General features: G+C 48.6%; 26 protein-coding genes. 17 read left to right on the top strand and 9 right to left on the bottom strand.

The window, feature by feature from the left end:
* Nucleotides 1-31 precede the first annotated feature (31 nt).
* From ACN0VA_RS05220 to ACN0VA_RS05210, 3 genes are all read right to left on the bottom strand, one after another.
* Nucleotides 32-901, bottom strand: a complete 870-nt coding sequence (locus ACN0VA_RS05220; protein ID WP_417820126.1) for a phytanoyl-CoA dioxygenase family protein — start codon at nt 899-901, stop codon at nt 32-34.
* 10 nt (nt 902-911) lie between these two features.
* On the bottom strand, nt 912-1,415 hold the full coding sequence (locus tag ACN0VA_RS05215) for a hypothetical protein (protein ID WP_417820125.1): 504 nt from the start codon (nt 1,413-1,415) through the stop codon (nt 912-914).
* A gap of 79 nt (nt 1,416-1,494) precedes the next feature.
* The gene (locus ACN0VA_RS05210) at nt 1,495-2,034 is read right to left on the bottom strand and encodes a shikimate kinase (protein ID WP_417820124.1); all 540 of its coding nucleotides are present in this window, start codon (nt 2,032-2,034) and stop codon (nt 1,495-1,497) included.
* A gap of 166 nt (nt 2,035-2,200) precedes the next feature.
* On the opposite strand from ACN0VA_RS05210, the gene ACN0VA_RS05205 reads away from it, so the two are divergent.
* Nucleotides 2,201-3,484, top strand: a complete 1,284-nt coding sequence (locus ACN0VA_RS05205) for a diguanylate cyclase domain-containing protein (RefSeq protein WP_417820123.1) — start codon at nt 2,201-2,203, stop codon at nt 3,482-3,484.
* A gap of 32 nt (nt 3,485-3,516) precedes the next feature.
* Here the strand turns inward: ACN0VA_RS05205 and ACN0VA_RS05200 are convergent, their stop codons facing one another.
* Nucleotides 3,517-3,906, bottom strand: coding sequence for a hypothetical protein (locus ACN0VA_RS05200; protein ID WP_417820122.1), 390 nt, complete (start codon nt 3,904-3,906; stop codon nt 3,517-3,519).
* A gap of 125 nt (nt 3,907-4,031) precedes the next feature.
* On the opposite strand from ACN0VA_RS05200, the gene ACN0VA_RS05195 reads away from it, so the two are divergent.
* Nucleotides 4,032-5,618: a peptide chain release factor 3 gene (locus ACN0VA_RS05195; RefSeq protein WP_417820121.1), complete on the top strand. Its 1,587-nt coding sequence runs from the start codon at nt 4,032-4,034 to the stop codon at nt 5,616-5,618.
* Nucleotides 5,619-5,731: 113 nt separating this feature from the next.
* Entirely contained in the window at nt 5,732-7,594 is a 1,863-nt protein-coding gene (locus ACN0VA_RS05190) for an ATP-binding protein (RefSeq protein WP_417820120.1), read from the top strand.
* Between the two features lie 5 nt (nt 7,595-7,599).
* On the opposite strand, the gene ACN0VA_RS05185 is transcribed toward ACN0VA_RS05190, so the two are convergent.
* Complete coding sequence (locus ACN0VA_RS05185) at nt 7,600-9,438, bottom strand: caspase family protein (protein WP_417820119.1); 1,839 nt, start codon at nt 9,436-9,438, stop codon at nt 7,600-7,602.
* A 41-nt stretch (nt 9,439-9,479) separates the two neighbouring features.
* A complete protein-coding gene (locus ACN0VA_RS05180; protein WP_417820118.1) occupies nt 9,480-9,926 on the bottom strand; it encodes a glycine zipper 2TM domain-containing protein in 447 nt (148 codons plus the stop codon).
* A gap of 159 nt (nt 9,927-10,085) precedes the next feature.
* Here ACN0VA_RS05180 and ACN0VA_RS05175 point away from each other — a divergent pair, with 159 nt between their 5' ends.
* The 13 genes from ACN0VA_RS05175 (at nt 10,086) to ACN0VA_RS05115 (ending at nt 19,852) form a co-directional block, all read left to right on the top strand.
* Entirely contained in the window at nt 10,086-10,925 is an 840-nt protein-coding gene (locus ACN0VA_RS05175; RefSeq protein ID WP_417820117.1) for a hypothetical protein, read from the top strand.
* A 27-nt stretch (nt 10,926-10,952) separates the two neighbouring features.
* Complete coding sequence (locus ACN0VA_RS05170; RefSeq protein ID WP_417820116.1) at nt 10,953-11,393, top strand: hypothetical protein; 441 nt, start codon at nt 10,953-10,955, stop codon at nt 11,391-11,393.
* Nucleotides 11,390-12,115, top strand: coding sequence for a lytic transglycosylase domain-containing protein (locus ACN0VA_RS05165; protein WP_417820115.1), 726 nt, complete (start codon nt 11,390-11,392; stop codon nt 12,113-12,115). The genes ACN0VA_RS05170 and ACN0VA_RS05165 overlap by 4 nt, the downstream gene beginning before the upstream one ends.
* A gap of 48 nt (nt 12,116-12,163) precedes the next feature.
* The gene (locus ACN0VA_RS05160; protein ID WP_417820114.1) at nt 12,164-13,633 is read left to right on the top strand and encodes a hypothetical protein; all 1,470 of its coding nucleotides are present in this window, start codon (nt 12,164-12,166) and stop codon (nt 13,631-13,633) included.
* A complete protein-coding gene (locus ACN0VA_RS05155; protein ID WP_417820113.1) occupies nt 13,630-14,151 on the top strand; it encodes a hypothetical protein in 522 nt (173 codons plus the stop codon). The genes ACN0VA_RS05160 and ACN0VA_RS05155 overlap by 4 nt, the downstream gene beginning before the upstream one ends.
* On the top strand, nt 14,148-15,218 hold the full coding sequence (locus tag ACN0VA_RS05150) for a DUF4384 domain-containing protein (RefSeq protein ID WP_417820112.1): 1,071 nt from the start codon (nt 14,148-14,150) through the stop codon (nt 15,216-15,218). Before ACN0VA_RS05155 ends, ACN0VA_RS05150 begins: the two co-directional genes overlap by 4 nt.
* Nucleotides 15,219-15,310: 92 nt before the next feature.
* Nucleotides 15,311-15,880, top strand: coding sequence for a hypothetical protein (locus ACN0VA_RS05145; protein ID WP_417820111.1), 570 nt, complete (start codon nt 15,311-15,313; stop codon nt 15,878-15,880).
* A gap of 23 nt (nt 15,881-15,903) precedes the next feature.
* Entirely contained in the window at nt 15,904-16,812 is a 909-nt protein-coding gene (locus ACN0VA_RS05140; protein ID WP_417820110.1) for a hypothetical protein, read from the top strand.
* A 27-nt stretch (nt 16,813-16,839) separates the two neighbouring features.
* A complete protein-coding gene (locus ACN0VA_RS05135) occupies nt 16,840-17,223 on the top strand; it encodes a hypothetical protein (RefSeq protein ID WP_188663246.1) in 384 nt (127 codons plus the stop codon).
* A gap of 1 nt (nt 17,224) precedes the next feature.
* Nucleotides 17,225-17,725 carry a hypothetical protein gene (locus ACN0VA_RS05130; RefSeq protein ID WP_417820109.1) on the top strand — a complete coding sequence of 167 codons (501 nt, stop codon included), beginning with the start codon at nt 17,225-17,227 and terminating at the stop codon, nt 17,723-17,725.
* Complete coding sequence (locus ACN0VA_RS05125) at nt 17,722-18,207, top strand: hypothetical protein (RefSeq protein ID WP_417820108.1); 486 nt, start codon at nt 17,722-17,724, stop codon at nt 18,205-18,207. The genes ACN0VA_RS05130 and ACN0VA_RS05125 overlap by 4 nt, the downstream gene beginning before the upstream one ends.
* Nucleotides 18,208-18,221: 14 nt before the next feature.
* Entirely contained in the window at nt 18,222-19,175 is a 954-nt protein-coding gene (locus ACN0VA_RS05120; protein WP_417820107.1) for a hypothetical protein, read from the top strand.
* A gap of 11 nt (nt 19,176-19,186) precedes the next feature.
* The gene (locus ACN0VA_RS05115; protein ID WP_417820106.1) at nt 19,187-19,852 is read left to right on the top strand and encodes a hypothetical protein; all 666 of its coding nucleotides are present in this window, start codon (nt 19,187-19,189) and stop codon (nt 19,850-19,852) included.
* Here ACN0VA_RS05115 and ACN0VA_RS05110 read toward each other — a convergent pair.
* Complete coding sequence (locus ACN0VA_RS05110; RefSeq protein ID WP_417820105.1) at nt 19,849-21,066, bottom strand: TIGR03862 family flavoprotein; 1,218 nt, start codon at nt 21,064-21,066, stop codon at nt 19,849-19,851. The genes ACN0VA_RS05115 and ACN0VA_RS05110 overlap by 4 nt on opposite strands.
* 234 nt (nt 21,067-21,300) lie before the next feature.
* Between ACN0VA_RS05110 and ACN0VA_RS05105 the strand changes: the two genes are divergently transcribed.
* A complete protein-coding gene (locus ACN0VA_RS05105) occupies nt 21,301-22,008 on the top strand; it encodes a Crp/Fnr family transcriptional regulator (RefSeq protein ID WP_417820104.1) in 708 nt (235 codons plus the stop codon).
* Nucleotides 22,009-22,034: 26 nt separating this feature from the next.
* Here the strand turns inward: ACN0VA_RS05105 and ACN0VA_RS05100 are convergent, their stop codons facing one another.
* On the bottom strand, nt 22,035-22,862 hold the full coding sequence (locus tag ACN0VA_RS05100) for a TIGR00730 family Rossman fold protein (RefSeq protein ID WP_417820103.1): 828 nt from the start codon (nt 22,860-22,862) through the stop codon (nt 22,035-22,037).
* Nucleotides 22,863-22,959: 97 nt separating this feature from the next.
* Nucleotides 22,960-23,424, bottom strand: coding sequence for a molybdenum cofactor biosynthesis protein MoaE (locus tag ACN0VA_RS05095; protein ID WP_417820102.1), 465 nt, complete (start codon nt 23,422-23,424; stop codon nt 22,960-22,962).
* Nucleotide 23,425: the final 1 nt, after the last annotated feature.

The raw sequence follows: 23,425 nt of genomic DNA, 5'->3' as shown, positions 1-23,425 counted from the left end.
ATCCCTAATGTCGTCAGTTCCGATCCAAGAGTCAAGTCTGCGTAATGCCGATTTCTTTTCCGGCCTGTTCCAGTTCGCCAGCGACACGTTCCATATGATCGTATTTGGCAAATTGTCCGCAGATCAGGCGAATGCGCTGTTCAGGCTCAGGGGGGCTGGTCAGGTCGTAAAGCGGGGGGCAAAGGGGATCAAAAGCCCGGTTCTGAAATTCCAAAGATAAGGAAATGCGCGGTTCTGTCGCATATTTTGAGCTGCGCCCCGACCAGTGCCATAAATCCTGTCGCCAACCCAGAACTGATCCGGCTTTTGCCGGCAGGCAACGCACATCCTGTAATAAAATGTCAGTGGGTTCTTTGATCGGTGTTTCGTATTCCTTTTGCCGTGATAAGGGTAAAATGTTCATACAGCCATTTTCAGGTGTGGCATCGGTGAGGGGAATCCACAAAGACAAGCTGAGTAAGTAGTCATCGAAAAAGGCGCATTCACCGCTGTAATCCACGTGGGGCGGCCATCCGGACGTTGTGCCTTTATCGTCTTTATCGATATGCCATGCCCAAAAATGGGGAAGCAGCCCATAGCGATCCCCCAGAAAATGAGAGAGAAATCCGTTAAGCTGGTAAAAGAAATCCCAGACCTGATCGTAAACATAAATAAAAGCGGCAGGCCATCCGGCGTGAACAAGGTTTTCGATCCCCAGACGCAGGGCCGCAATATCCTTATCTTGCAGCAAGGGCGATTGATGAAGATAGCCGTCATGATGCAGGGTATCAGAGATTTGATCCAGCCGAGCGCGTTCGATCTCTAACGGCGGGCGAAAGTTGGGCGATTGCGAGATCGTTAAATGTGGATTGAGCGCTTTCCAATAGGAAAGGTCAAGAAGTCTACGGGTGTCTATCGTCATGGAATGTCATTTACATCGGGCGTTTTTCAGGATCATATTCAACGGGTGAAAGGTTGAGTTTGCGAAGTTCCTGATGGACGGCATTGGTGCATTTGCGCACCCAGCTTAAGGCCTTTTCCTGTGTTTCCAGCCGTTTCTTAATGGCATCGACTTCTTTGTTGTATCGATCAATGTTATTACGGATATGGTCGCTCCGCGCACTACCACTCAGGCCAAGGTCATCGGCGGCTTTTTGAGAAAGTTGCAGATATTCTCCTTTTTGAGACACGCTGTCTTCAAGGACTTTGGTGCTCATTTCCAGATTTTTTTGACCGGACTTCAGCAGATTCCCAAGATCATACTCTTGTTCGCGCCAGAATTTTTTGGGCGACAGGGCGGCATAGGTCTTATCCAATGGATCCTGTGGCTTGCAGTTGATGTCCAAATTGGCGGTCCAGGCAGCCGGGGCCGGTTCGCCGCATGCGCCCAGCATAAAGATCAGGGCAACGCTGCATATCTGGGAAAGGTATCTCATTCGGGTCCGCCCTGTTGTTTTACGTCATACGGTTATGTGACAGTCTACTAAATTAAGTATCATGCGGGAATGACAATATTCAGAGATATTTGGCGATTGTTTTATGAACTTCTTCAACAAGTTCGCGTTTGGACTTTCCTTCAATATCAATGATGATATCTGCCGCCTTTTCATAAAACGGGAGGCGACGGTACATCACATCTTCAGCGCTTTTGGTCTGCGAGAGGCTGGGGCGGGTTGCATCGCCTTTTACCTTGGCAGCAAGGCGAGGAATATCACCTTTTAACCAGATGATGCGTCCGTTTGCGCGCAACAGATTGATTTTACGCTCCGAGAATATTTCGTGCCCATCTTCATCAATATCAACAATGATTCCGCCGCCGCAATCAATAATATTGCTGTCCAGTGCGGTGATTTTTTGCAAGGTGGTGTATTCCATGTCACGAAATTGTCGCCAATCGCCGTTACATTCCTCAATAATTTCAGGGATGGATTTACCATCATGGTCATATTGAATGAGGAGGTCTGAGGATAAAACATCGCGTTTGGTCAGGACACTGAGGCGGCGCGAAATCTTTGATTTTCCGGCACCCCGCATACCGATGAGAACAATATTCATAGGCCCTGTTTTCCCTTGATGTCCTTCCTTCCAGACTTAATCGCGGACCCTAAGCTATATAGAGAGGTGAAACAAGATTTAAATTAATGATCATTCTGCTTGGGCTTGGGATAATTTGAAGGTATATTTTCTATAATAAATACAATGTAATAAGAACAACCTATAGATGAAAAAGCAAGACTACAGTCATTTGACCCACATTGAAAGCCTTGACGAGTTGCGACTCTATGAGTTGATCCCCAATGTCGTCTGGATTTTCGATCTGGATAAGCATGGCTGGTGGTGGGGCAATCAGGCGGCGATTGATTTCTGGGGACTGGATAAGCTGGATGATTTAATCAATAAAGATTTGTCCGGTGATACTCAAGGCGCGCGGGACCGCACCGTTCAGACGTTTGATCTGGCTGTAAAGAATGGGTTGACGATTGATCCGTGGACGACGTATCCCAACGGAAAACCCAAAACGTTATTTATGATGCATCGTGCGGTGACTCTTGGACCGGACCGTCATCGTGGCATTATTGCCTACATCAATGAAGAAGTGAATTTAGGGGAAGCACCTGAAAACCTGTTGCTGGTGGAAGCGATGCGATACACCAATGTGTTGGTAACCAGTTTTACCCTCGATGGGAAATCCGTGATTGAAAATCCGTCGGCAACCGCTGCTTATAAACATGTCCATGCGGAAGATTTACCTGATGGCGTTGAAAGCGAATTTATCGCACGCTTTTACAATCCCACAGATGGTCGTCTGTGTTTGCGCGATGCTATCGATCAAAAAGGTGGTCGATGGACCTATGAAATGAATACGTTGGAAGGCAAGCGTTTACACACATTGGATATTCGCATGTCCCGTCATCCCCTCAGCGGGGATAGCCTGATTTTGGTGGTCGAATATGATGTGACGGAATTGCACGATGCACAGGAAGAATTGCGCAGGCTGGCACATTATGATGCGTTGACGGGGTTACCCAGCTTACGTTTCTTGCAAAACAATGCGGCCAAGATGCTGGCGCATGCAGATCGTAACCAGGAAAAACTAGCGTTGTTGTTTATTGACCTCGACGGCTTTAAAGGGGTGAATGATAGTTGCGGCCATGAAGGTGGCGATTTGTTGCTAAAAGAATTATCTCGTCGGTTTACGGGTGTTTTGCGCAACGCTGATGATATCGCGCGGATCGGAGGGGATGAATTTGTTATCTTAATAACGGATGTAAATCGAAATAACGATGCCAGCGTTGTCGCGCAAAAAATTATCGATGAAGCCTGTCGCCCTTTTCATGTCGCCGGGCAATCGGTCCAAATTGGTGCCAGTGTCGGCATTGCGTTCTATCCCGAAGATGGCCGCGATATTCCGGCCTTGTTAAAAGCGGCGGACAAAGCCATGTACCGGGTTAAAAATACCGGGAAACGCGACTTTTGCCTTGCTGCAAATGCGGTTGTGAATTAACGCAATATTCTGTTGATTGTGTGTGGGCGCAATTATTTTTTCTTTTTCTTCTTTTTTTCTTTCTTGGCTTTTTTTTCTGTTTTTTCCGATTTTTCTTCAGCCGGGTTGAAATCGATTTGCACGTTATGGGTGGCAAGCAACCATATATTCAGCAGGCACGTGCTTGTCTTGGCCCAGTCGGGGGCCGTGTCTTCAACGGCTTGTTCCATGCGTGTAATATAAGCCTCTGAAGGTTTGTCTTCATCCGTATTAGCCCGCTTTATCAATTCCTTCAGGCATTCTTTTGCCTCGCCGGGGACCCAGGTTGCCAGCCATTCTTTCCCTTCGGCGCGTTTGCGTTCCATATAATTGGCCTGTGCATTGGCATGTCGGGTGCGTTTGGCTTTTATATTTGTTTTGGGCGCAGTCTTTTCGTCAGTCATGATCCATTTCCTCCCTTGTTCCTCAGATAGGGTAACAATTCGTTTGCCATGCGTCAAAAAAAAGGGCTGGTGATTTTTGTGAATATGCCTATTGTCTGGAAAATTTATTTACTTTCGGACAAACCATGACTTTCGAAACTGAAATCTATAAACGCAGAACATTTGCGATTATCTCTCACCCGGATGCGGGTAAAACCACACTGACCGAAAAACTGTTGTTATTCGGGGGTGCAATCCAGCTCGCCGGTGCGGTGAAGGCCAAAGGCGACCGCCGTCGTGCGCGCTCGGACTGGATGAAGGTGGAACAGGAGCGCGGTATTTCTGTTGCTTCTTCCGTGATGACATTTGACTATTTGAACAAGACCTTCAATTTGCTGGATACGCCGGGGCACGAGGATTTCTCCGAAGATACGTATCGCACGTTGACGGCTGTCGATTCGGCTGTGATGGTTTTGGATGCGGCCAAAGGGATCGAGAATCAAACCCGAAAATTGTTCGAAGTCTGTCGCTTGCGCGATGTTCCGATTACAACATTCGTCAACAAGCTTGACCGTGAAGGCCGTGATCCCTTTGAAATTCTGGACGAGATCGAACAGGAACTGGCGTTAGATGTCGTGCCAGCCAGTTGGCCGATTGGTATGGGGCGTAATTTCCTTGGCTGTTATGATCTGTTTAATGACCGTTTGATCTTGGTGGCCAAAGGTAAAAATGATCAGATTTCAGAAGGGATCGAATGTAATGGTCTGGATGATCCCAAACTGGATGATCTGTTGCCTGATGATGCTGTGGCGAAATTGCGCGAAGAAGTCGAGATGGCCCGTGGTTTGTGCCCGGAATTTGACCTTGAAAGTTATCTCGGTGGGCATTTGACACCGGTTTATTTCGGGTCTGCCATCAATACATTCGGGGTCCGCGAATTACTGGAAGGGCTTTCACAAATGGCGCCAAGTCCGCGCCCGCAAGCCACGACCACCCGGGATGTTCATCCGACTGAGAAAAAAGTCTCCGGCTTTGTCTTTAAAATTCAAGCCAATATGGATCCGAAACACCGTGACCGTATTGCGTTTGTGCGTTTATGTTCGGGGCATTTCAAACGCGGCATGAAGTTAAAACACATCCGCACGGGAAAAATGATTAACGTCCATAATCCCACCTTGTTTTTGGCACAGGATCGTGAATTGGCGGAAGAGGCAATGGCTGGGGATATCATCGGCTTACCAAACCACGGCAATTTGCGCATTGGGGATGCCTTGACGGAAGGCGAAGATCTACGCTTCACCGGCATTCCAAGCTTTGCGCCTGAAATTTTGCAAAAAGCCCGTCCGGAAGACCCGATGAAAGCCAAACATCTGGGCAAGGCCTTGCAACAAATTGCTGAAGAAGGCGCTGCACGTGTTTTCAAACCCTTGATCGGTTCGGATTGGATCGTCGGGGTTGTCGGTGCCTTGCAATTTGAAGTGCTGGCGGACCGTATTCGAACGGAATATAATATTCCGGTTCATTTCGAATCGACGCAATTATACACGGCGCGTTGGGTCACCTGTTCCGATCATTTGAAACTGAAAAAGTTCTTAGATGAAAATCGCGGCGCAATTGGCGATGACCATGATGACGAGCCGGTATTTTTGGCCCGCAATGCTTGGCATTTAGACAAGGCGATGGAAGATTATCCCGATCTGGAATTTCATAAAACGAAAGAACAAATCACCTAACAATCTTATCTTTTTGTATAATATGCGAAAGACCGTATCAAGAGATTGCATCCAAAGGTTAAAGCGCGTAGTTTGAACAGGGAATTGAGTATAATTTTGGGGTTCTGCATCGCGTGTCTGTCTTATCCGGTAGTCGAAAGTCAATTGGTGGCAAACTTCGTCTGGCGCTTATGCCGCCGTTTGTCTTGGCGGCTGTGTTTATGGCGGGGCTTTTTTCATTTTTGACCTATACGGATCTGGATGAAGAACTGGAAACCAAGCAAAAGACATTGGCCGACATTTATGCCACGGCCTTGTCAGATGCCGTCTGGAACCTTGACCAATCCGGTGCCGAAGCCATCTTGGCGGCCTTAAGTCTTGATCCTGATGTTGAAGGTGCAGAAGTGCGAGAACAGTTTTCCGGCGTTTTGGCAACGGTAGGTGGTGTTTTACCCAAAGATAGCGAGACGCCTTTACTGGTGCGCCGTGCCATTCGTTCCGATGCGGATGTCGGTGGAGAAACCATCGGCGAAGTCATTATTTTATTCCATAAAGAACGTCTGGAAGTCTTATTAAAGGACTCCGTTATACAGATTTCCGGTCTCTTACTCTTGTTAATGGTGGTTTTAAGCGTCTCGGTCACGGGGGCTATTCGCCGTTTTGTGTCAGACCCGCTGGAAACGCTTCTGCATGGTATTCAAAAAACCGAAGATCATCAACGTCGAGAACCGATCAGCTGGGATACCGAAGACGAATTCGGCATTGTGATCGATGCCTATAACGGCATGATCAATCGCCTTAATCAGGAGGAAGAAGCCCTGATTAAAGCCAAGGAAACAGCCGAAAAAGCCAACAAGGCGAAATCTTCTTTTCTGGCGACCATGTCACATGAATTGCGCACCCCTTTGAACGGCATTACAGGTATGGCGCAATTGATGGAAGATACGGGACTTGATGACCGCCAACGTAATTATTTGCACAGTTTGCGCAGTTCCGGGGAATTGTTATTGTCGTTGGTGAACGATATTCTGGACTTTTCCAAAATCGAAGCCGGTGCGCTGGAAATTGATCATCATGCCTTTTCCATGAAAAATGCGGTGAAAACGGTTGAACAATTGATTTTGCCTCAGGCCCGTGGGAAGGGGATTGATATTGAAGTTAATATTCAGTTGGGCAAGACTGAATATTTCTGGGGTGACGGGGCGAAGATTACGCAAGTTCTGACCAATTTGGCGGGCAATGCGGTTAAGTTTACCGATGAAGGCAAAGTTGCGATTTCCATTAAGGTGGTCGAAAGTACGCCGGAAGATGCGCTGATCCATTTTGAAGTGAAAGACTCTGGTATCGGTATTCCACAAGAACAGATTGACAACTTGTTTAAAGCTTTCACACAGGTTGATACATCCATTTCAAGACGGTTCGGCGGAACGGGGCTGGGATTGGCAATTTCGTTCGGCTTGGTGGAAACGATGGGCGGGGACCGCATTCACGTCCATAGTGTTCTGGATGAAGGAACGACCTTCTATTTCGAGTTACGTTTGCCGAAATCCCAGCCACCGCAACATATCTGTGCACCGAGCCCGCAGGGTGAAGTGACAAAAGACCTTAATATTTTGGTGGTTGAAGATAATAAAATTAACCGGACTGTTGCGTGTGGATTGCTGGAAAAAATGGGCCATCACGTGACGGTTGCCAATGATGGGCAGGAAGGCGTGGATGCTGTCTTTGAATATGACTTCGATTTGGTTCTGATGGATATTCATATGCCGCGTCTCAATGGCTTGGAAGCAACACGGAAAATTCGTGGCATGACAGACCGGCAAAAAGCAAACATCCCAATTTTGGCCCTGACCGCGGATGTAATGCAGGACAGTATCGAAGAATATGCCAAGCACGGTATGCAGGGATATGTGGCAAAACCGGTCCGTCGCGAGGCGCTGATGGAAGCCTTACTGCCATATACCTATGTTGGTCATCAGACAGGCGAATATATCTAATATCGTTAATCGTTATTGCGTCTAAAGGGCGGCGGTGGTCGTTTAAAAGGCGGCGGTGGCGGGCGTTGATAGCGCGACTGCGGGTTATATCCGTCATCGTTGGCTTGCACATGGCGTGGGCGTGGGCAGATGTCGCGCATTTTGTCAGCTTGACGGGCAAAGCGGTTGCGGTCTTGTTTTGATTTAAAGATAAAGGGACCGTGTTTAAATAATTCAAATTTTTCTTTTGCCCAACCATTTCCGTCTCGACTTTTCAGCACGTGTTTTTTGTTGGCTAATTTCCGCCAAAATGTGCCTTCAATCTGGCGATCATAAATGTTGATCGTATCATTATGATTTAAGGAAATAGATGCGCTGAGCTTGCATCGATCAGCATGAACACGGATCCAGTTATAGGAAAAAGAAGTTTGTCGGTCGCCGTCTTCTCCGGGAAGAATAAAGCTTTGTCTGGCAAGGATCGCCCCCATTGTTTTCAGTCCGCTTTCAATTTGATCATAACGATCCTGAGGGGGGCGGGGGCGTTCAGGCCGGGGCTGTTCAACAGGCCGTTCGATCATCTGTGGGCTGTCGGCTTGGGTTTTCGGCGGGGCTGGTAAAATATCCTGTGTGGAAAGCCGGGTGCGTTCTTCCAGTTTTTCGAGACGTTCTTTTAGCTCACGAATGCTGCGGTTTTCTTCTTCGGTCGCAATTTCTTTTTCTTCTCCCAACAGGTCGGCAAAAACATAGCCGATGATGCCGTCACCGCGTTCGACCGCATACCAGGGCTGGTCGATGATTTTTGCGGCAACATGGATGGGTTCGCCTTTGGGTAACATCATCACTTTGCGTGCGCGCACGGTGGGCAGGCGGCGCACATTGGCGTTTTTTAGGGCGAACATATTTTGTTCAACGGGGTAAAGGTCATAGTTTCCCGTATCTATGGCCGGGGGATCAATCAGGTCTTCGCTTTCTTGTAACAAGGTCGGACGGGTGGGATAGATACCGTCGATAGCCGCGACGAGAACTTGATCTGTATTGCCCGAAATATCGGGTACTTGATCCCGATTATAGGTTCGTCGTGCTTTATAGCGCATATCTTCTTTGAGAAAGGCGGAAACTTCGTCCAGTTTTACCTTCCCATCATTATTTTTATCGGCTTCGCCATATAGGGCACGCAAAAGATATTCGGTAAACAGTCCATGACGGCTTTCTTCATCCCAGCTTGCCAGTTGATCGTTAGAGGCTGCGGTGATGACTGTCAGGGTATCATTCTGGTTATCGGCAGGTATTGGGGCTGGCAGGATAGAGGCCCCGGAGGCCTGCGTGATCAAACTCCCGCCGTCACTGTTACCGCTGAAACAGGCATCCAAAAAAACCATGACGGATTTTGCCTCAACCTGTTTCAGGTTTTTATATAATAAATCTGTCGGGTAGCCGTTAATGTCAGCAGTTGCGATTTCAGCATCGACAGGCAGGAGGTAGCTTTTCTGGTCATGTTGTCCGGGCAGACCGTGACCTGAATAAAAGACATAAAGTTTGGAAACACCGGGTTTGACGTATTGAAAAGCTTTGCCCCGATGATTGCCTTGTCGTCCAAAGGTGCTTTGCATCTTGGCCTGTGTGGCATCTTCCAGATAGATGATGTTTTCTTCGCGGATATTCAACACATTTTGCACAAACTGCTTCATCGCTTTGGCATCATTATGGGCAAAGCGAACTTCGGGAATATCTTGATCCGCATAGGTCTTGTTGCCAATGATGACCGCGACATCATCGTTGTTTTGATCGGTCTGCGCGCTTTGGGCCGTTGTTGTTGAAACAGCCCAAAGAAAGCAGCCCATTGCGAAAAGATGCAGTGTTTTCATATCTTACCTGCCTGAATGACATCTGCGTTAATCATATAGTGTCAATCATACCAATGGCAACGTTTACCGTTTTTATTACAGATAAGGACATCTCCGTCATAACGGGCCACACGGTCCCATTTTTTGTGTTTGGGATGTTTGTGTACTTTGACGGGGACACGCTTATAAACAACACGGGTGTGTGGGCGATCATAATCATCATAATCGCGATAATCCCGATTTTTTGCATGGACACGGGGACGCTCATAAGGATCGTTGTCATAGGTGTCATGTGCGATTTCATGACCGATCACGGCACCGATTACGGTTCCCGCAGCCGTGGCAACTAATCGACCTTTGCCTTTTCCCATTGCGGATCCAAGTAAGCCACCGCCAACGGCACCGATAATTGTGCCGACAGTTTCATCACTGGCCTGAGCCTGCTGCGCCATGCCGGTATTGAAAATCAGGGCACCGGCAAGTGCCAAAGGGATCATAAAACGTTTCATCGAACTCATCCTTTTCAAGTTGTCGAATTCTGTTGCGGGCTATGAAGGGGGCAGAGGGCATTTTTTTTAGAAACTTTTTTTCTAGGGGAAAATAAATTCCATCTCTCAGCCCTCCATAACCTTGTGCAGATGGACAACCACCTAGAACGAGGTGATGAAATGATGAAAAAAATAATGATGGTTTTGATGACCTTTATGTTTGCAAGTCCCGTGCTTGCAAATGCCCAGCCGCGCATTCTATATATGGCCGTGGATCAGGGACCGAACCTGCTTGATATACATGACCCGGCATTTCGACGTGTTTTTGAACATACGGGGAATTATCTTCATCATCGGAAATTTCGATTGTTTGAAGAAAACAGCCGAAACGGACAAGGACTGAACTTTAAAGAAGCGATGAATGTGGTTGCCCAAAGCCCGCATCATAAAGTCGATTTTGCGGTGCTGGTTTCCTTGCGACACATTCAGGAACAGGATGGGCGACGTCTTCGTGATCGTATGGTCGCAATTGCGAAAATTATCGATGTGCGCACCCTTGATGTTGTGGATACATTGCGCATTAAAAGCCCGGTTGCAAAATTACAGGAAAGACGCTGCGGCCCGGCTTGTTTTGATCTGGTCATGCGTCGCCATGTACGTGAAATCCTACCGCGTTTCAAAGATCAGTTGGTGGATCGCTTGGCACAAATGGAACCGAGATATGAAGAAAAAGTGGTTTCATCCAGCAAACTAACCTTAACCTTGAAAGGGTTTAAACCGCGTGAAATCCGCCATATCGAAGATCGTCTTGTTCGTCTGGAAAATACGAAAGACCTCAGCGCTTTAACCTCGCAGCCTGACAAGCCGGCTTTTTGGTTGGAACGCCGCGAAAGCGCAGGGGATGTGCGTGATGATCTCTCTCAAGTCCTTGCTGAATTGGACCTGAAAGCCCGCATTATTCAAACACCCCGCCAAGTGATTTTGGAAAAAGTGGCTCAGGACCTTGCCTATCTGGATTAAGGGCATGAGCGGCGAAGGAGAAAGAGAATGAGCGATACAACCCAAACCAATGCAATGGCGGAAATAGCCTTGGCCCTTGCTATGGGGTTCTTCTCCATCATGGTGTTGACGATGGTTTCGATGGGCGGGGGGATGATGAGCCAATCGGTTAAATCGGTATTGGATGATGATCCCATCGCACTGGCGAATACGGTTGAAAAAAATGAACCAGACCAAGCAAAAGGCACAAGCCGTAACGTTCAGCCGGAAAATCTGTTGATCTATTATAAAGATCGTTTCCTTGATCATACGTTCAAGCCCGTGGATCCAACACGGTTGGTCGGGCGCGATAAAATTGTGCTTGCAGTTGATCCTAATTTGTCCATGTCGGCGACCATGCAGGTGCGCAAACGTGTCTCGGCACAGGATATCACGGTTGTTGTGTTGAATGACAAATGGCTGAAAGCCTTACAGGAGGCAAAGTTATGAAATCCGTTTTAACTTTTATTTGGATCATGGCCCTGTTTTTAGCCGCCGCATATGTATCTACTGCTCAGGCGGCAACCCGGTTTGAAGTCAAACAGATGATCCTGAAAGAAGCCGCCGACAGTCGCGTTCCCGTTGCCCTTGTCATGGCGGTGGCAAAGGTGGAGTCTGATTTTAATGCCCGCGCGTTAAGTTCTGCCGGCGCGCGCGGCGTGATGCAAATCATGCCGCAAACGGCACGTGGGGAATTTGGTGTTGAAGCTGATGCGTTATGGAACCCGAAAACCAATATCCGGTTGGGGGTCCGTTTTCTGGAACGTTTATATGATCAGTATAACGGGCAATGGGATCTGGCTTTATCTCATTATAACGGCGGCAGTCTGAAAAATAACCGCCCGCATGTGCGCACCCGTAAATATGTGGCGATGGTGCAAAAATGGCAGAAAATTTATATTGAACAGGCCAGCTTGTGGGAGGGACCGGATGATCAAACGGACGATACCTTGATTGCGTGGCACGATGAAGATATCGACACGGTCGATTTGCGGGAATGGCGGGTACGTGGGGCAGCGGACCGATATGATGAAGATGTGAACACGAAAATTATCATTGTGGAACGATCTGATCGGTTTGAGCCGCGTTTTTATCGTGCACCCCCACCCCCGCCACCACCCCATCGTCGTGGATTTGGGCGTCGCCCACCCCCGCGTCCCTATTTCCATTGATTGAAAGGTGTGATCTGGATATCCTCTTTTGGTTCAGGGAGGATATCGGTGGATCATACACAAAATATATTGAGGAACGCGGGGGGCAAAGACCCGTTGCTCGCAGATTTTACCGCGTTGTGTGAAACGACCACGTTGGAAGGCGCGCCTAAATATGCCTTGCGCCCCACGCTGGAAACCTTGGCAAAATTTATATGTGCCCAAGGCAATGGTCCCAACAAAGATATGGCGCTTTTTGAACTTAGCCACCTGGTGTGCGGGGTGGGGGCGTTACATGGTGCGACGGGGCTGAGCGATATTTTTCTGGCACCGAATAAAGCGACACCGGTATTTTATAAACAGGTTTTAAATGGCACGACACCGGGGGTAAGTGTGTCAGAAAGCGGCCTTGTCCTGACGTATGATGACAAATCCTTCGAAGTCCGGTTTGGTCGCATGCCCTTTTTGGTCGCGCTTTATGAATTCCTCTGTTCGATGGATGGCTTTTCTTATTTCCAGACGTTCAATGATCTTTTTGAAAGGTTGCTGGAGGGACCGCCGCTGGAGAAAAATATAAGGGCATGCAGCAATGCTTTGGCCTCCGATCTTCGAAAATACCGGATTGCTTATCTGAGTAGTGCACAGGCCGATGGTAAATTTTCACAGGTTTATAAATTTCTGCAAGATCGCTTTGATGAAGAAAACGGGATTATTTTGCACGATGAATGCGTTTTCGACTTCTGGCATCTCCATAACCAAGGCAAAGATTATAGAGGATACCGAACTGTGTTTGATCTCTTTTGCGATTTTGCCCGTGCTTTTGAAGAAAGCAGATTGGCTAGGGCTGCGGCCCATGCAGCCTCCTTGGGACTGGATAGTGAAGCCGGCGAAGTCGATATCGCCAGTGATTTGGTTGCAGATGTGAACCTTGAAGATTGGACATCACCTTTTGATATTTTTGATGAAGACGAAAGCGGGGATATTCGTTTCTTTAAGATAAAGACGGAACGCGCACCCATTGAAAACTTGATGACCTATGGCCCCGATGCGTTACGTTTACCTTTGGCATTTTTGCGGTATGAAATTTTTGGTCAGGTCCAATCCGGGATTACAACGGATTTGCAGGTTGGTCGACCAAAGTCTAGCGTTGAAAAACGCATTGCTTGCGAGGGCGTTCAAACATACGAAGAGCGTCTGCACGAATGTCAGGCGATTTTGTCCCATATTAAAAACCTGCAAGCCGCGAGTTTGCATGTCTTAAATAGCAGTGGTGGGGATAATCTGGTGGTTTTTCCAACTACGGCTGTGGAACGCGGCGAACAGGCCTTTTCAAAAATGAAACGCAAAGGTTTTGATGATCAGGCGATGGCGCAACGGAGTGTCTTTGAACGTGCCGCGCATGCCTTGGTGGCGATGGAAAGCCAGCTTGTACGTTATATGAAGGCATTGGAAGACAAAAAGGTTCAAACACTTTTCCCGCAAGATCGGGAAAAATTTAAATCCCAGTTTCAACTCCTTTATCAGGAGGTCCGAACATGATACGTATACATCCCGATTTTCTTGAGGATGCCCAACAATGCTTTGGCGAATTGCACAATGTGCGCAAGGTTATGACGAAACGCGAAAGCGGTGCGATTTCGCTCGGGCGTTTATATGCCTATGTGCAAGGTGCACAGGATGACGCGGTTCAGGATATCTTGGGCCGTGATCTGAAAGTGCGCCGGGTTTATCGCAGCTTATTACAGAAATCGGCCCTCGTTCATATGCCGCAAGCCTTGGCTGCGAGTACGCAAGATTATCCGGAACGCCATGCAGATGGCTGTCATATCCGGCTTCAGGCCTCAAGGGCGCAAAGTGATCAGCTTTATCTTATTGTGGAAATGAGCGATCAACGCCGCGATATGCCGCAAAGTCTGCATTTGTTTGGCCCGGATGAAACAATGGTGCGCGTTGCCTTGCCAGCGGCACGTAACGGTGTTATCCAAACCATTATCGAGAAAAATTCAGATGCCGCCCGACTGCTGGGTGAGCCAAAGACGGAGATTTTCCTGCGGTGAAGCGCATCGCCATTCTCATTGCGACAACAGGTGGCCCGGTCCTTGTGGATCGTATAACACCAGAACCAGCCCCTCAATCCATGATGTGCCTGCGCCGTCAATCCGAGGTTTTGCCTATCAGTCTGGATTACGACGATTTTGTCCGTGCGGGCAGCGGTGTCATTATGCGAGAATTTGGCCCTTATGAAGAAGGCGCTTTTCGTTTGGATGTTTCCGGTCCCATCGGGACAGGGTTAAGTTGGCAATTGGGGGTTTTTGCTGCCCATGCCGTTTTTAAATCGAAATCTTGTGAATTGTCCGATCTTGAAAGCGCCGATTTGATCGTTTGGCTTTCCGGGACCGTTGACAACGACCTGAATGTCGGTGATGTCGATCATATGGCGCAAAAGGTCGAAGCGTCTGCGGGGATGCTGGCGGATTATATCGCCAAGGGAACGCCGATTGTGTTTGGGGCGGGCGTAGAAAATGCAACCTTTTTATCCGCCCATAAACCGCCGGGCGGTATTGACGTCGCCAGCCTGAAAACAACCCGTGACCTGATGGATGTTTTGGGATTGGGCACGAAAGATAAGGATCGGGGAAATACGACCTTTTGGGTGATGGCCGGAGCGGCAACGCTTGCCCTTGGGGTCGTTTTTGCATGGAGCGGTCTATTCCCGCAAGAAGGCGGGAAACCGGAGCTTGAAATAAAAATTCCTGAAACGAAGCCCGAATTGACGATTGATATCTTTTCCGATCGGGGCCAGCATCCCACATATGCGTTTGGTGAAGATCTAAATTTACAAGTGCGTGTGAACCGCAAGGCTTGGCTGTTGTGTGATTATGAACAGGTGGATGGTAAGGTTATCCGCATTTATCCCAATGATCAGGTGCGCGATGTTCAGGCTTTTGATGCCCATACAGATCATATCCTAAGTGCCAGCCAAAATGCGCCGTTTCGTATCCGTCTTGGCCCGCCTGCCGGGCAGGAAACGGTTACGTGTTATGCCAGTGAAGAACCGTTTCGTGGCTCAGCCCGCCCGGTGAATGCGGCAATGGATCGCATGCGTGTGACGTTGAAGCCGTAAATCGTCTCAAAAGAATTTAGCTCAGCTCAAAAAAAACGCCTCTGAACTCTCCATAAACTCATTAAGCAGTTTAAACAAATGGAGTCAGGAGCATGTCTGCTTTTATCAAAACAACGTCCAAACGTTTGACCTTCGGTGCCGTGTTGCTGGGGGCCACACTTGGTTTGAGCGCCTGTGTTACCCAACCGCCGTCTTTTGGCAGTGGCATTGATTTTCGGGAAGCGCGTTATAACGAAATTTCGGCAATGCGGACGTATCGCGAATGTCGCGATCACGCCTTGGAACTGGACCGCGAAGCCCAAACCAATCATGACCCGGCCAAATATCTCGCCAGTGCACGTATGATTGAAAAGTGTGAATCTGATCTGGGACCGGATGTTGCCGGAATTGCAACGGATGAACGTATGCGTGCCTATGCCTTGACGGTGCAGAACCATCTAAAAGGCGGGGACGTGGAAGGGGCGCGTGAAAATCTGGATAAATTCGGAGCGAACTTTGATGGGCAAGACCTTTATTTTGCTGATGGGTCGTCTTTCATCCAAACGATGGAGGTCCTGTTGGGTAAACGCGGGGCAGGGTCCATCGGGCGTTACAGTGATGCCAATGTCAATAATGATTTGAAATCCGAATTGCGCCGTGTGCGTTATTGGGAACGCAACTAGGAAAAAGGATAGGGAGGTCGCTTATGTCTGAATTACCTTTAATGATAGATCGCGTAGAACCCAAACGTCTGGCTTTGACATTAGGGGCCGTTTTTCTGGGTGGTGCGATGTTAATGGCGGGTTCAACCGTTGCCTGGAGTGCACCAAACTGGACACCGCAAAGTTCGGAACGTCTTGTGAAGCTGCCGCCCAGCTATTTGCAAAAATCCATTGACCATGATTTTGCCAATTCCGAACTGGGGAGCGCCATTCAAAAAACGGAAGAAGATATTTCCCTGAAAGGCAACACATTGGGCGATTTGCAAAAAGCGATTGAAACCTCAGATGGGGAGGTGCGTGGTGATTTACGTCATCAGTTTTTGGCGGAAAAACGCGCTTATCTGAACATGATGTCCGATCGTAATGAACTGCGCCGCAAACACCTGATGACCAAGCGTCGTTTGTTTGACGACATGCTGGAACGTCTTAGCCGTGAAGAGGGTGAGATGACCCTGGAAAAGGAAGAATTGATCGAGTTGCAAAAAGCAGCTGCCGAGCGGTTTGAATCCTCCGTTGCCAAGGTTGATCAACGTTTGTTTGAAACACCCGATCTGGAAGAAAGCAAATATTCCCAGCAGTACAGCAAGAACCGGACGGCCATTGAACAATTGGTTGCCCGTATTGATAACCACCGTATGAACCAAACCCCCATGTCGGACAATGGGGTGCCCTTGACGCGGGTGGAACATGTCCGTCGCATGGTTGCCGATGTACAGACAGAATTGGCGGTTCTGGAACAGGAAGAAACCATTCTTGGTTATATGGCGAAGTTGGTGGCACTTGATGCAATGACCTTGGCTGAAGAAGGTATTGATGAAGAGATGATCGACAGCGATGTTGCACAATCCAGCCTGACCCCTGCCGATAACGTATCGTTCTTTCTGAATAACTGATTTGAAGAATTGAAGGAGTATAGAACCATGAAAACGCAAATTTTTGCACTTGGTGCGGCGACCCTGATTGCCATGAGTGGTATTGCACAAGCCGGAACCCTTGAAAATCTGGAACGTGAACGTGCCATGACAATCAAGACGTTCCTTGACTCATCCCTCACCATTGATGAACGACAAGCCAAACTGGACAGTCAACGTCGTCGTTTGGTTGATCTGGAACGCATTGTAATGCGTGATAAATCGTTGCGCGGGCAAAATACTAAAAATGTCCGAATTGCCTTTAAAAACTATGATGTCACGTTTTTGGGGCATGCATCGGCGGAAAAAGGACACACAATGGTGGATCATTGGTTGACGCAATTCGGTGTCAATACGGACAGCGTGATGTCCAGTCGGGTTGGGAGACGGTGATATGCGAAACGTCCTTCATATGGCTGATAGCGGATCACGTGCCTTAAGTTATCTGTTGGGCGCTTTATCCCTTGCTTTGGCGGCAGGTGTGTTTGCCACCTCAATGGCGCCGGCTGCGATTGCACAATGGACGCTGGAAGTTTTCGGCGTGTCTTTTGTGGCTTTGTTTTCCACCCTTGTTTTCGTCAGTTTGTTTGCATGGGTCCGTATGGGACAATTTCCGGACCGCAAAGATTTCTGGCTGGAAGTCGGTTTGCATGGGGCAAATGGCGTCTCCACATTGGCGCTGACTTATACCTTGCTGGGGATCAGTTTGGGGATCGGGACGTTGGCCCATCAGGAACTGACGCCTGAAACCGTGCAACCCATTATCCGTGATTTGACCAAGCATTTTTCACTGGCTTTTTTAACCACCGTGGTTGGGTTACCGAGTGCAGCCTTGTTGCGCGCCCTGTTATCCATCAGCCATCAAAGCCGTCTGGAAGAGGAGAAAATCCAATGAAGTATCTTGTTTTCAACGCGGTTGTGTTTCTCGCCCTTGGTTATCTGATTGCTGGGGGGGAACCAAAAGAATTCAAATCAAATATGGAACAGTCGGTGCAAAAGGTGAAAGTCCAGACCCAAGCGGCGTTGGCAAAACCTGCCCCTGTTTCTAAAGCAATTCCGATAGAAACTCAGGTTGCTCAGCCGATTGAACCTCAACCGAGTGTTTCGCAGAAAAAGCAGGCTGAAAAAACTGCACCGATTGAAGAAGTCAAAAAACCGACCACACCCCCACCTCTGCCAAGCGCTGTAAAAGTGGCGAAGGTGGAAGCAAAGAAAGCCCCCGCCCCAAGCGTTGAACCTATCACGCAATCGGTTGAAGTTGCGCAAACGACACAAGAACCGGAAACAGCGCTGATGAGTGCAAAAGAACGCAGTAAAGCCTTGCGTCAAATGGTGGCGGATATGGAACAAATGTTTGCCCGCAAGATGACACAGTAAAGGATAATCCGGTTATGATGCGCAGCCTTCCCCATAAACTTTCCCTGACGATGACGCTGGGTTTTGCGCTCTGGTTGGTGCTGTTGTGGGTCATGCCGGGACAGGAGGATCATAAGGTTGAGAAGAAACAACAGAACCGTGAAGCACAACCTATAACCCAACCTGTCGAAGATTCTCCGGTTGTGCAGGTGGCAATTGTTTTACCGTCGCCGCCCAAGGTGGAAATAACAAAGGTTGAAGCGCCAAAGCCCGTTGTGAAAGCCCCCAAACGGGTTGAACCGGAAAAAACAACAACGAAGATCGTTGAAAAACAACCTGTCAAACCAACACCTCAGCCCGTTGTTCAGGCCAAGCCAAAACCAGCCCCCAAACCTGTTGAAAAACAAGCTGAACCAAAACCGATAAAGCCCGCCCCGCCGATTGAAACCGTTCAAGAAGTCAGTGTGGCACAGGCAACCGGGGGCCGTGCCTTATTGCGGGTCTTGGAACATGGCAAAGGCCCGCAGATTGAAATTGCATGGCCACAAGAGGCCAAAGCGCGTGATTTATTGTTTGCACGCTTTCAACAATGTTTCGGGATGGAAAGTGTGGTGATGGATGGAGCGGGTAATCTGTATCGCACAGCCGAAGGTCGCGGCACGCGTTGGGAAATCAATATGGATCGTTATAGCGGTTTTTTGCGGCAGGCTGCCGGACAGATTCCACAAGCCGAACGCCGTATTGAACAGGCGATTTTGCGTCATCATCGCGGGCTGAATGATCCGTCGTTGGTCCGTATTTTCCCCCGTCGCGTCGATGCCTCGTTGCTGGGAGGGCTTCAATCTGTTGCGGGGCCCAATTACATGCAGGCCAATCACATTCGCGCACGTTATGAATTACAAAATAATCGGGTGGTTGTGCGCGATATTCGCCTGAATGGGGCGGTGATGGACGGCATGATCGCCCTTGCTCCATACAAACGGTGTTGAGGGAGAAAGTCATGTTGAAATCAGTATTGATCGTTCTTCTTACCTTAATGGGGGTGAGTGCCTGTGTCAGTAATCCGCAATATCGGGATTTAAAACAGGCAGATGAGGCTGAAATAAAAGCCACAGATGTCAATTTCCATGTGCTTTCGCCGTTTTATCGCGATCCCCCGGATTGTGTGGCGGTTATGATGTCCCATAATAAAGAAAATCCGCAAATGGCGGCGTTAATCTCAACCGCATTGGCACGTCATTTGGGTGAAAAAGTGGATCGGGTGATTTTTCCGCGTAAAACCCGCCATCTGGCAAAACGTTTAGGACTTGATTTACAAGATAAAAGGGACCGGAAACGATTTTCCCGTCAGACAAAATGTCGCTTCTTTGCCGTGGCTGAACTCTATGATCTTGGCGATGATTATGTCGCTATCTTTGCCAAGAAACATATCGGGGTGCGGGTGGATTTAAAACGGATTTCCGATGATGCGCTTTTGTGGCAAGCCGCCCATACAGTGTGGCGCGCGGATGGTGGTTTGCCTCTCTCCCCCGTTGGGGCGCTCAGCGGTATGGCAAGTGCGGCGATGTTTGCCCAAGATAACGAGATTATGCCCTCTTTGATTGATGATGCGCTGCGTCGAATGGTGCGGACATTACCCTATGGTATGGCAGGCGTCGGCTCTTAAGCGTTTTTTTCGTTCAGCCAGTTTTCAATTCCCAGTCCGGCACGTTTGCCAAGGGCGAAGCAACCCGTTAGCAAATACCCCCCGGTCGGGGCGTCCCAATCCAGCATTTCGCCAGCGAAAAACAAGCCGGGGTGATTGTTGTGCATCAGGTCTGTGTTTAGATCGTCAAAACACACCCCACCGGCGCAACTGATGGCTTCTTGAATTGTTCGTGTGGCTTGTAAACCAATTGGCAGGTTTTTAATGGATTCAGCCAGTTTATTCATATCTGAAAAAACATCCTTGCTGAGACATTCACGCAAGAGCGCGGCCTTGACCCCACTCAGCCCGGTTGTTTTGCGGATATGGTTGGATAAAGAGGCCCGCCCGCGTGGTTTGTTAAGCGCGGTTTTCAGGGTTTCAAGGCTGCGATCCGGGCAAAGGTCCAGATAGAGGGTGGCTGTCCCTGTCTGTTCTAGGGATTTGCGTAAAGCTCGGCTGTGGGTATAGACTGCACTGCCTTCAACACCATTTTCACAAATGACGAATTCGCCTTTGGTGGTGATATTGCCTGCGCGCAAACCAACGGATTTGACCGGGGCACCTGCAAAACGGTCGATAAAAACAGGGGACCAGTCACGTATAAAGCCGCAATTGCTTGGTCTGAAATCATGCATCTTGATATGGCGGGTGGCAAAGGGCGTGCGCCAATGACCATCGGACCCCAATTTAGGCCAACTTACACCGCCCATTGCAAAAAGCGTGGCCTCACAAGAAAACGTCTTTTCCCCATCGGGTGTTTCAAAAAGATGACCGTTTTCAGCCCAATTCAGCCAGCGGTGGCGGGTGTGGATTGTTAAACCGTTGCTGCGTAAGCGTCGCAACCAACTGCGTAGAAGCGGGGCAGCTTTAAAATCGGTGGGAAAGATGCGCCCGGAACTGCCGATAAAGGTCTCGATCCCTAAATCCTGTGCCCAGTTACGGACGTCTTCAGGTTTGAAATCTTCAAGGATATCTTGGAAAAAGGGGAAGTTTGTATGATAGCGCGAGCGAAATGTGTCAAAATCTTCACCATGTGTCAGGTTCATACCGCTTTTGCCTGCCATCAGAAATTTGCGGCCCAACGACGGCATGCGATCAAACAAATGAACGTCAAACTCTTTGGTAACAAGATGTTGGGCAGCCATTAATCCGGCAGGGCCACCGCCGATAATCGCAATAATGGGTTTTGTCATGGTCGGGTACGCCCTAAAATAAAAAGAGAGGATGGTTCGGGGTGGACCATCCTCTCTATAGGGTCTATTTCAAACGGTGTCTAGAGGGGCTCACCGTTTGAAAGTGAGGCTTCTCTTAAGGGCAAGCAGAGAAGATGCTTATTTTATACGCCTGTTCCGGACAGTTTTTCTGTGAGGTGCTTCACAAACCTGTTATTTTATCTTCAACAATAATACCAAGGGCTAAAATCAAAGATGGTTGTTAGGGATAAAAAAGCGCTTCTGTCCAACAGTGAATTACTGAGCGGTCTGGACGAAGCCATGCTTGATCGCCTGTTGTCGATGACAGTGACACGCAGACTGGATAAAAACGAGACACTGTTCGTCAAAGGGGATCCAGGCGATAGTTTGTTCGGGGTGCAGGAAGGTAAAATCAAGATTGTGACGACGTCGCCCAACGGTAAGGAAGTCACCTTGAATATTATCGAGGAAGGGCAATTTTTCGGTGAGATTGCCTTGTTGGATGGTATGGATCGTACCGCCGATGCTGTTGCGATGGAAAAAACTGAAGTTTTGGTCATTCAGCGACGCGATTTTATCCCGTTTCTGGAAAAACATCCCAAACTGTGCATTCAGGTGATGCAGTTATTGTGTCATCGTGTGCGTCTGACATCGGAAATGGTCGAAGATGCGGCCTTTTTGCCACTGGACGGGCGTTTGGCGAAACGCCTTTTAAACTTGGCGGATCTTTATGGACAGGAACAGCCCGGTGGCGGCGTGTTAATCGGTTTGAACCTGCCGCAACAGGAATTGGCCCGTATGATGGGAACCAGCCGGGAAAGCGTGAATAAACAGCTGCAAATCTGGCGTAATGAAGGCTGGATCGAATTGGCCCGTGGCAAGGTCACGATCTTGAACGAAGATGCCCTGCAATATGTGTTGGAAGCCGCCGAATTCGATTGACCCGGCGGCTTAACGGATAGACATGCTTAGGGAGCTTTGGACTCACTGCGGGCCATTTCTTCAATGGCATGGTTTTCCAGATAGTTCGTCAGGTAATGATAGGCTTCGTCAATATCATCAGTAACGGTAAAAAGTTTCAAATCTTCGGGGCTGATGGTGCCGTATTTGACCAGTGCTTCCAGATTGACCACATCATTCCAGAATTCTTTGCCATAAAGCACGATTGGCAGTTTTTTGCTGACTTTTCCGGTTTGGATCAAGGTTAAGGCTTCAAACAACTCATCCAATGTGCCGAACCCGCCGGGGAAAGCGACCATTGCCTTGGCAAGATACATAAACCAGAATTTACGCATGAAGAAATAGCGAAACTCAAAAGACAACTGGCGGGTGATATAGGGGTTCTGGCTCTGTTCAAACGGTAATGTGATGTTGAAGCCGAGGTTTAGCCCTTTGGCTTCAGATGCCCCGCGGTTTCCAGCTTCCATAATGCCGGGACCACCACCGGTGCAGATAACAAAACGTTTCTTGCTGCCTTCCAAGTTTTTGGACCAGAGTGTTAAGCGCCGGGCAAGTTCGCGTGCATCTTCATAATAACGCGACATTTTGACATCCATTTCCGCGCGTACTAAATCACTGCCCAGTTTTTTGGCTTCTTCCAGTTTTGTTTCGGCAACATCACGAGGAAGAAGGCGTGCGGATCCAAAAAAGATGATGGTGTCTTCGACGTTCTGAGCCTCAAAACGGGCATCGGGTTCGATATATTCCGACAAAATCCGCAATGGGCGACCTTCGCGGCCCTCGATAAAATGTTTGTTCAAATAAGCCTGAACGGGGGGATAGGGAGACTCAACCATACGACACCTCAATTTTTGTTGTTATTTTATAATAGTTTGTATTTGTTAACAAAAATTGCAAGAGGGAGGACGGTTTTTTGAATTTTTTATAAAGAGGCTATTTTTCCCATTTGGAAAGGGCAGCATCATCAGATTCGCGAGCATCAACCCAACTGCCGGTCCCTGTATTGTCTTCTTCAAGTTTCCAGAAAGGGGCCTTGGTTTTTAAAAAGTCCATCAGGAATTGCGCAGATTCAAAGGCAGCCTGACGATGGGCCGAAGCCGTAACCACCAAGACGATATTTTCCCCCGGTTCCATACGGCCATAGCGATGAATGATCAGGACATCTTCTAAAGACCAGCGTTGACGTGCTGTTTCTTCAATTTCGGCCAGTTTTTTTTCTGTCATGCCGGGGTAATGTTCCAGCGTCATGGCGCAAACGCGGGTGTCGTCTTCTTTGGTATGCTGGAAATCTCGAACCAGACCGACGAAAGAACAAATACCGCCTATGGCCGTATTCCCCTTGCTCAAAGCATTGATTTCCGCCCCGACATCAAAGTTTTCTTCCTGAACGCGGATCATA

Source organism: Terasakiella sp. (genome assembly GCF_048267425.1).
Taxonomy (GTDB): domain Bacteria; phylum Pseudomonadota; class Alphaproteobacteria; order Rhodospirillales; family Terasakiellaceae; genus Terasakiella.
The sequence above is the reverse complement of the archived record's forward strand: the minus strand, read 5'-3'. Positions and strand labels throughout refer to the sequence as shown.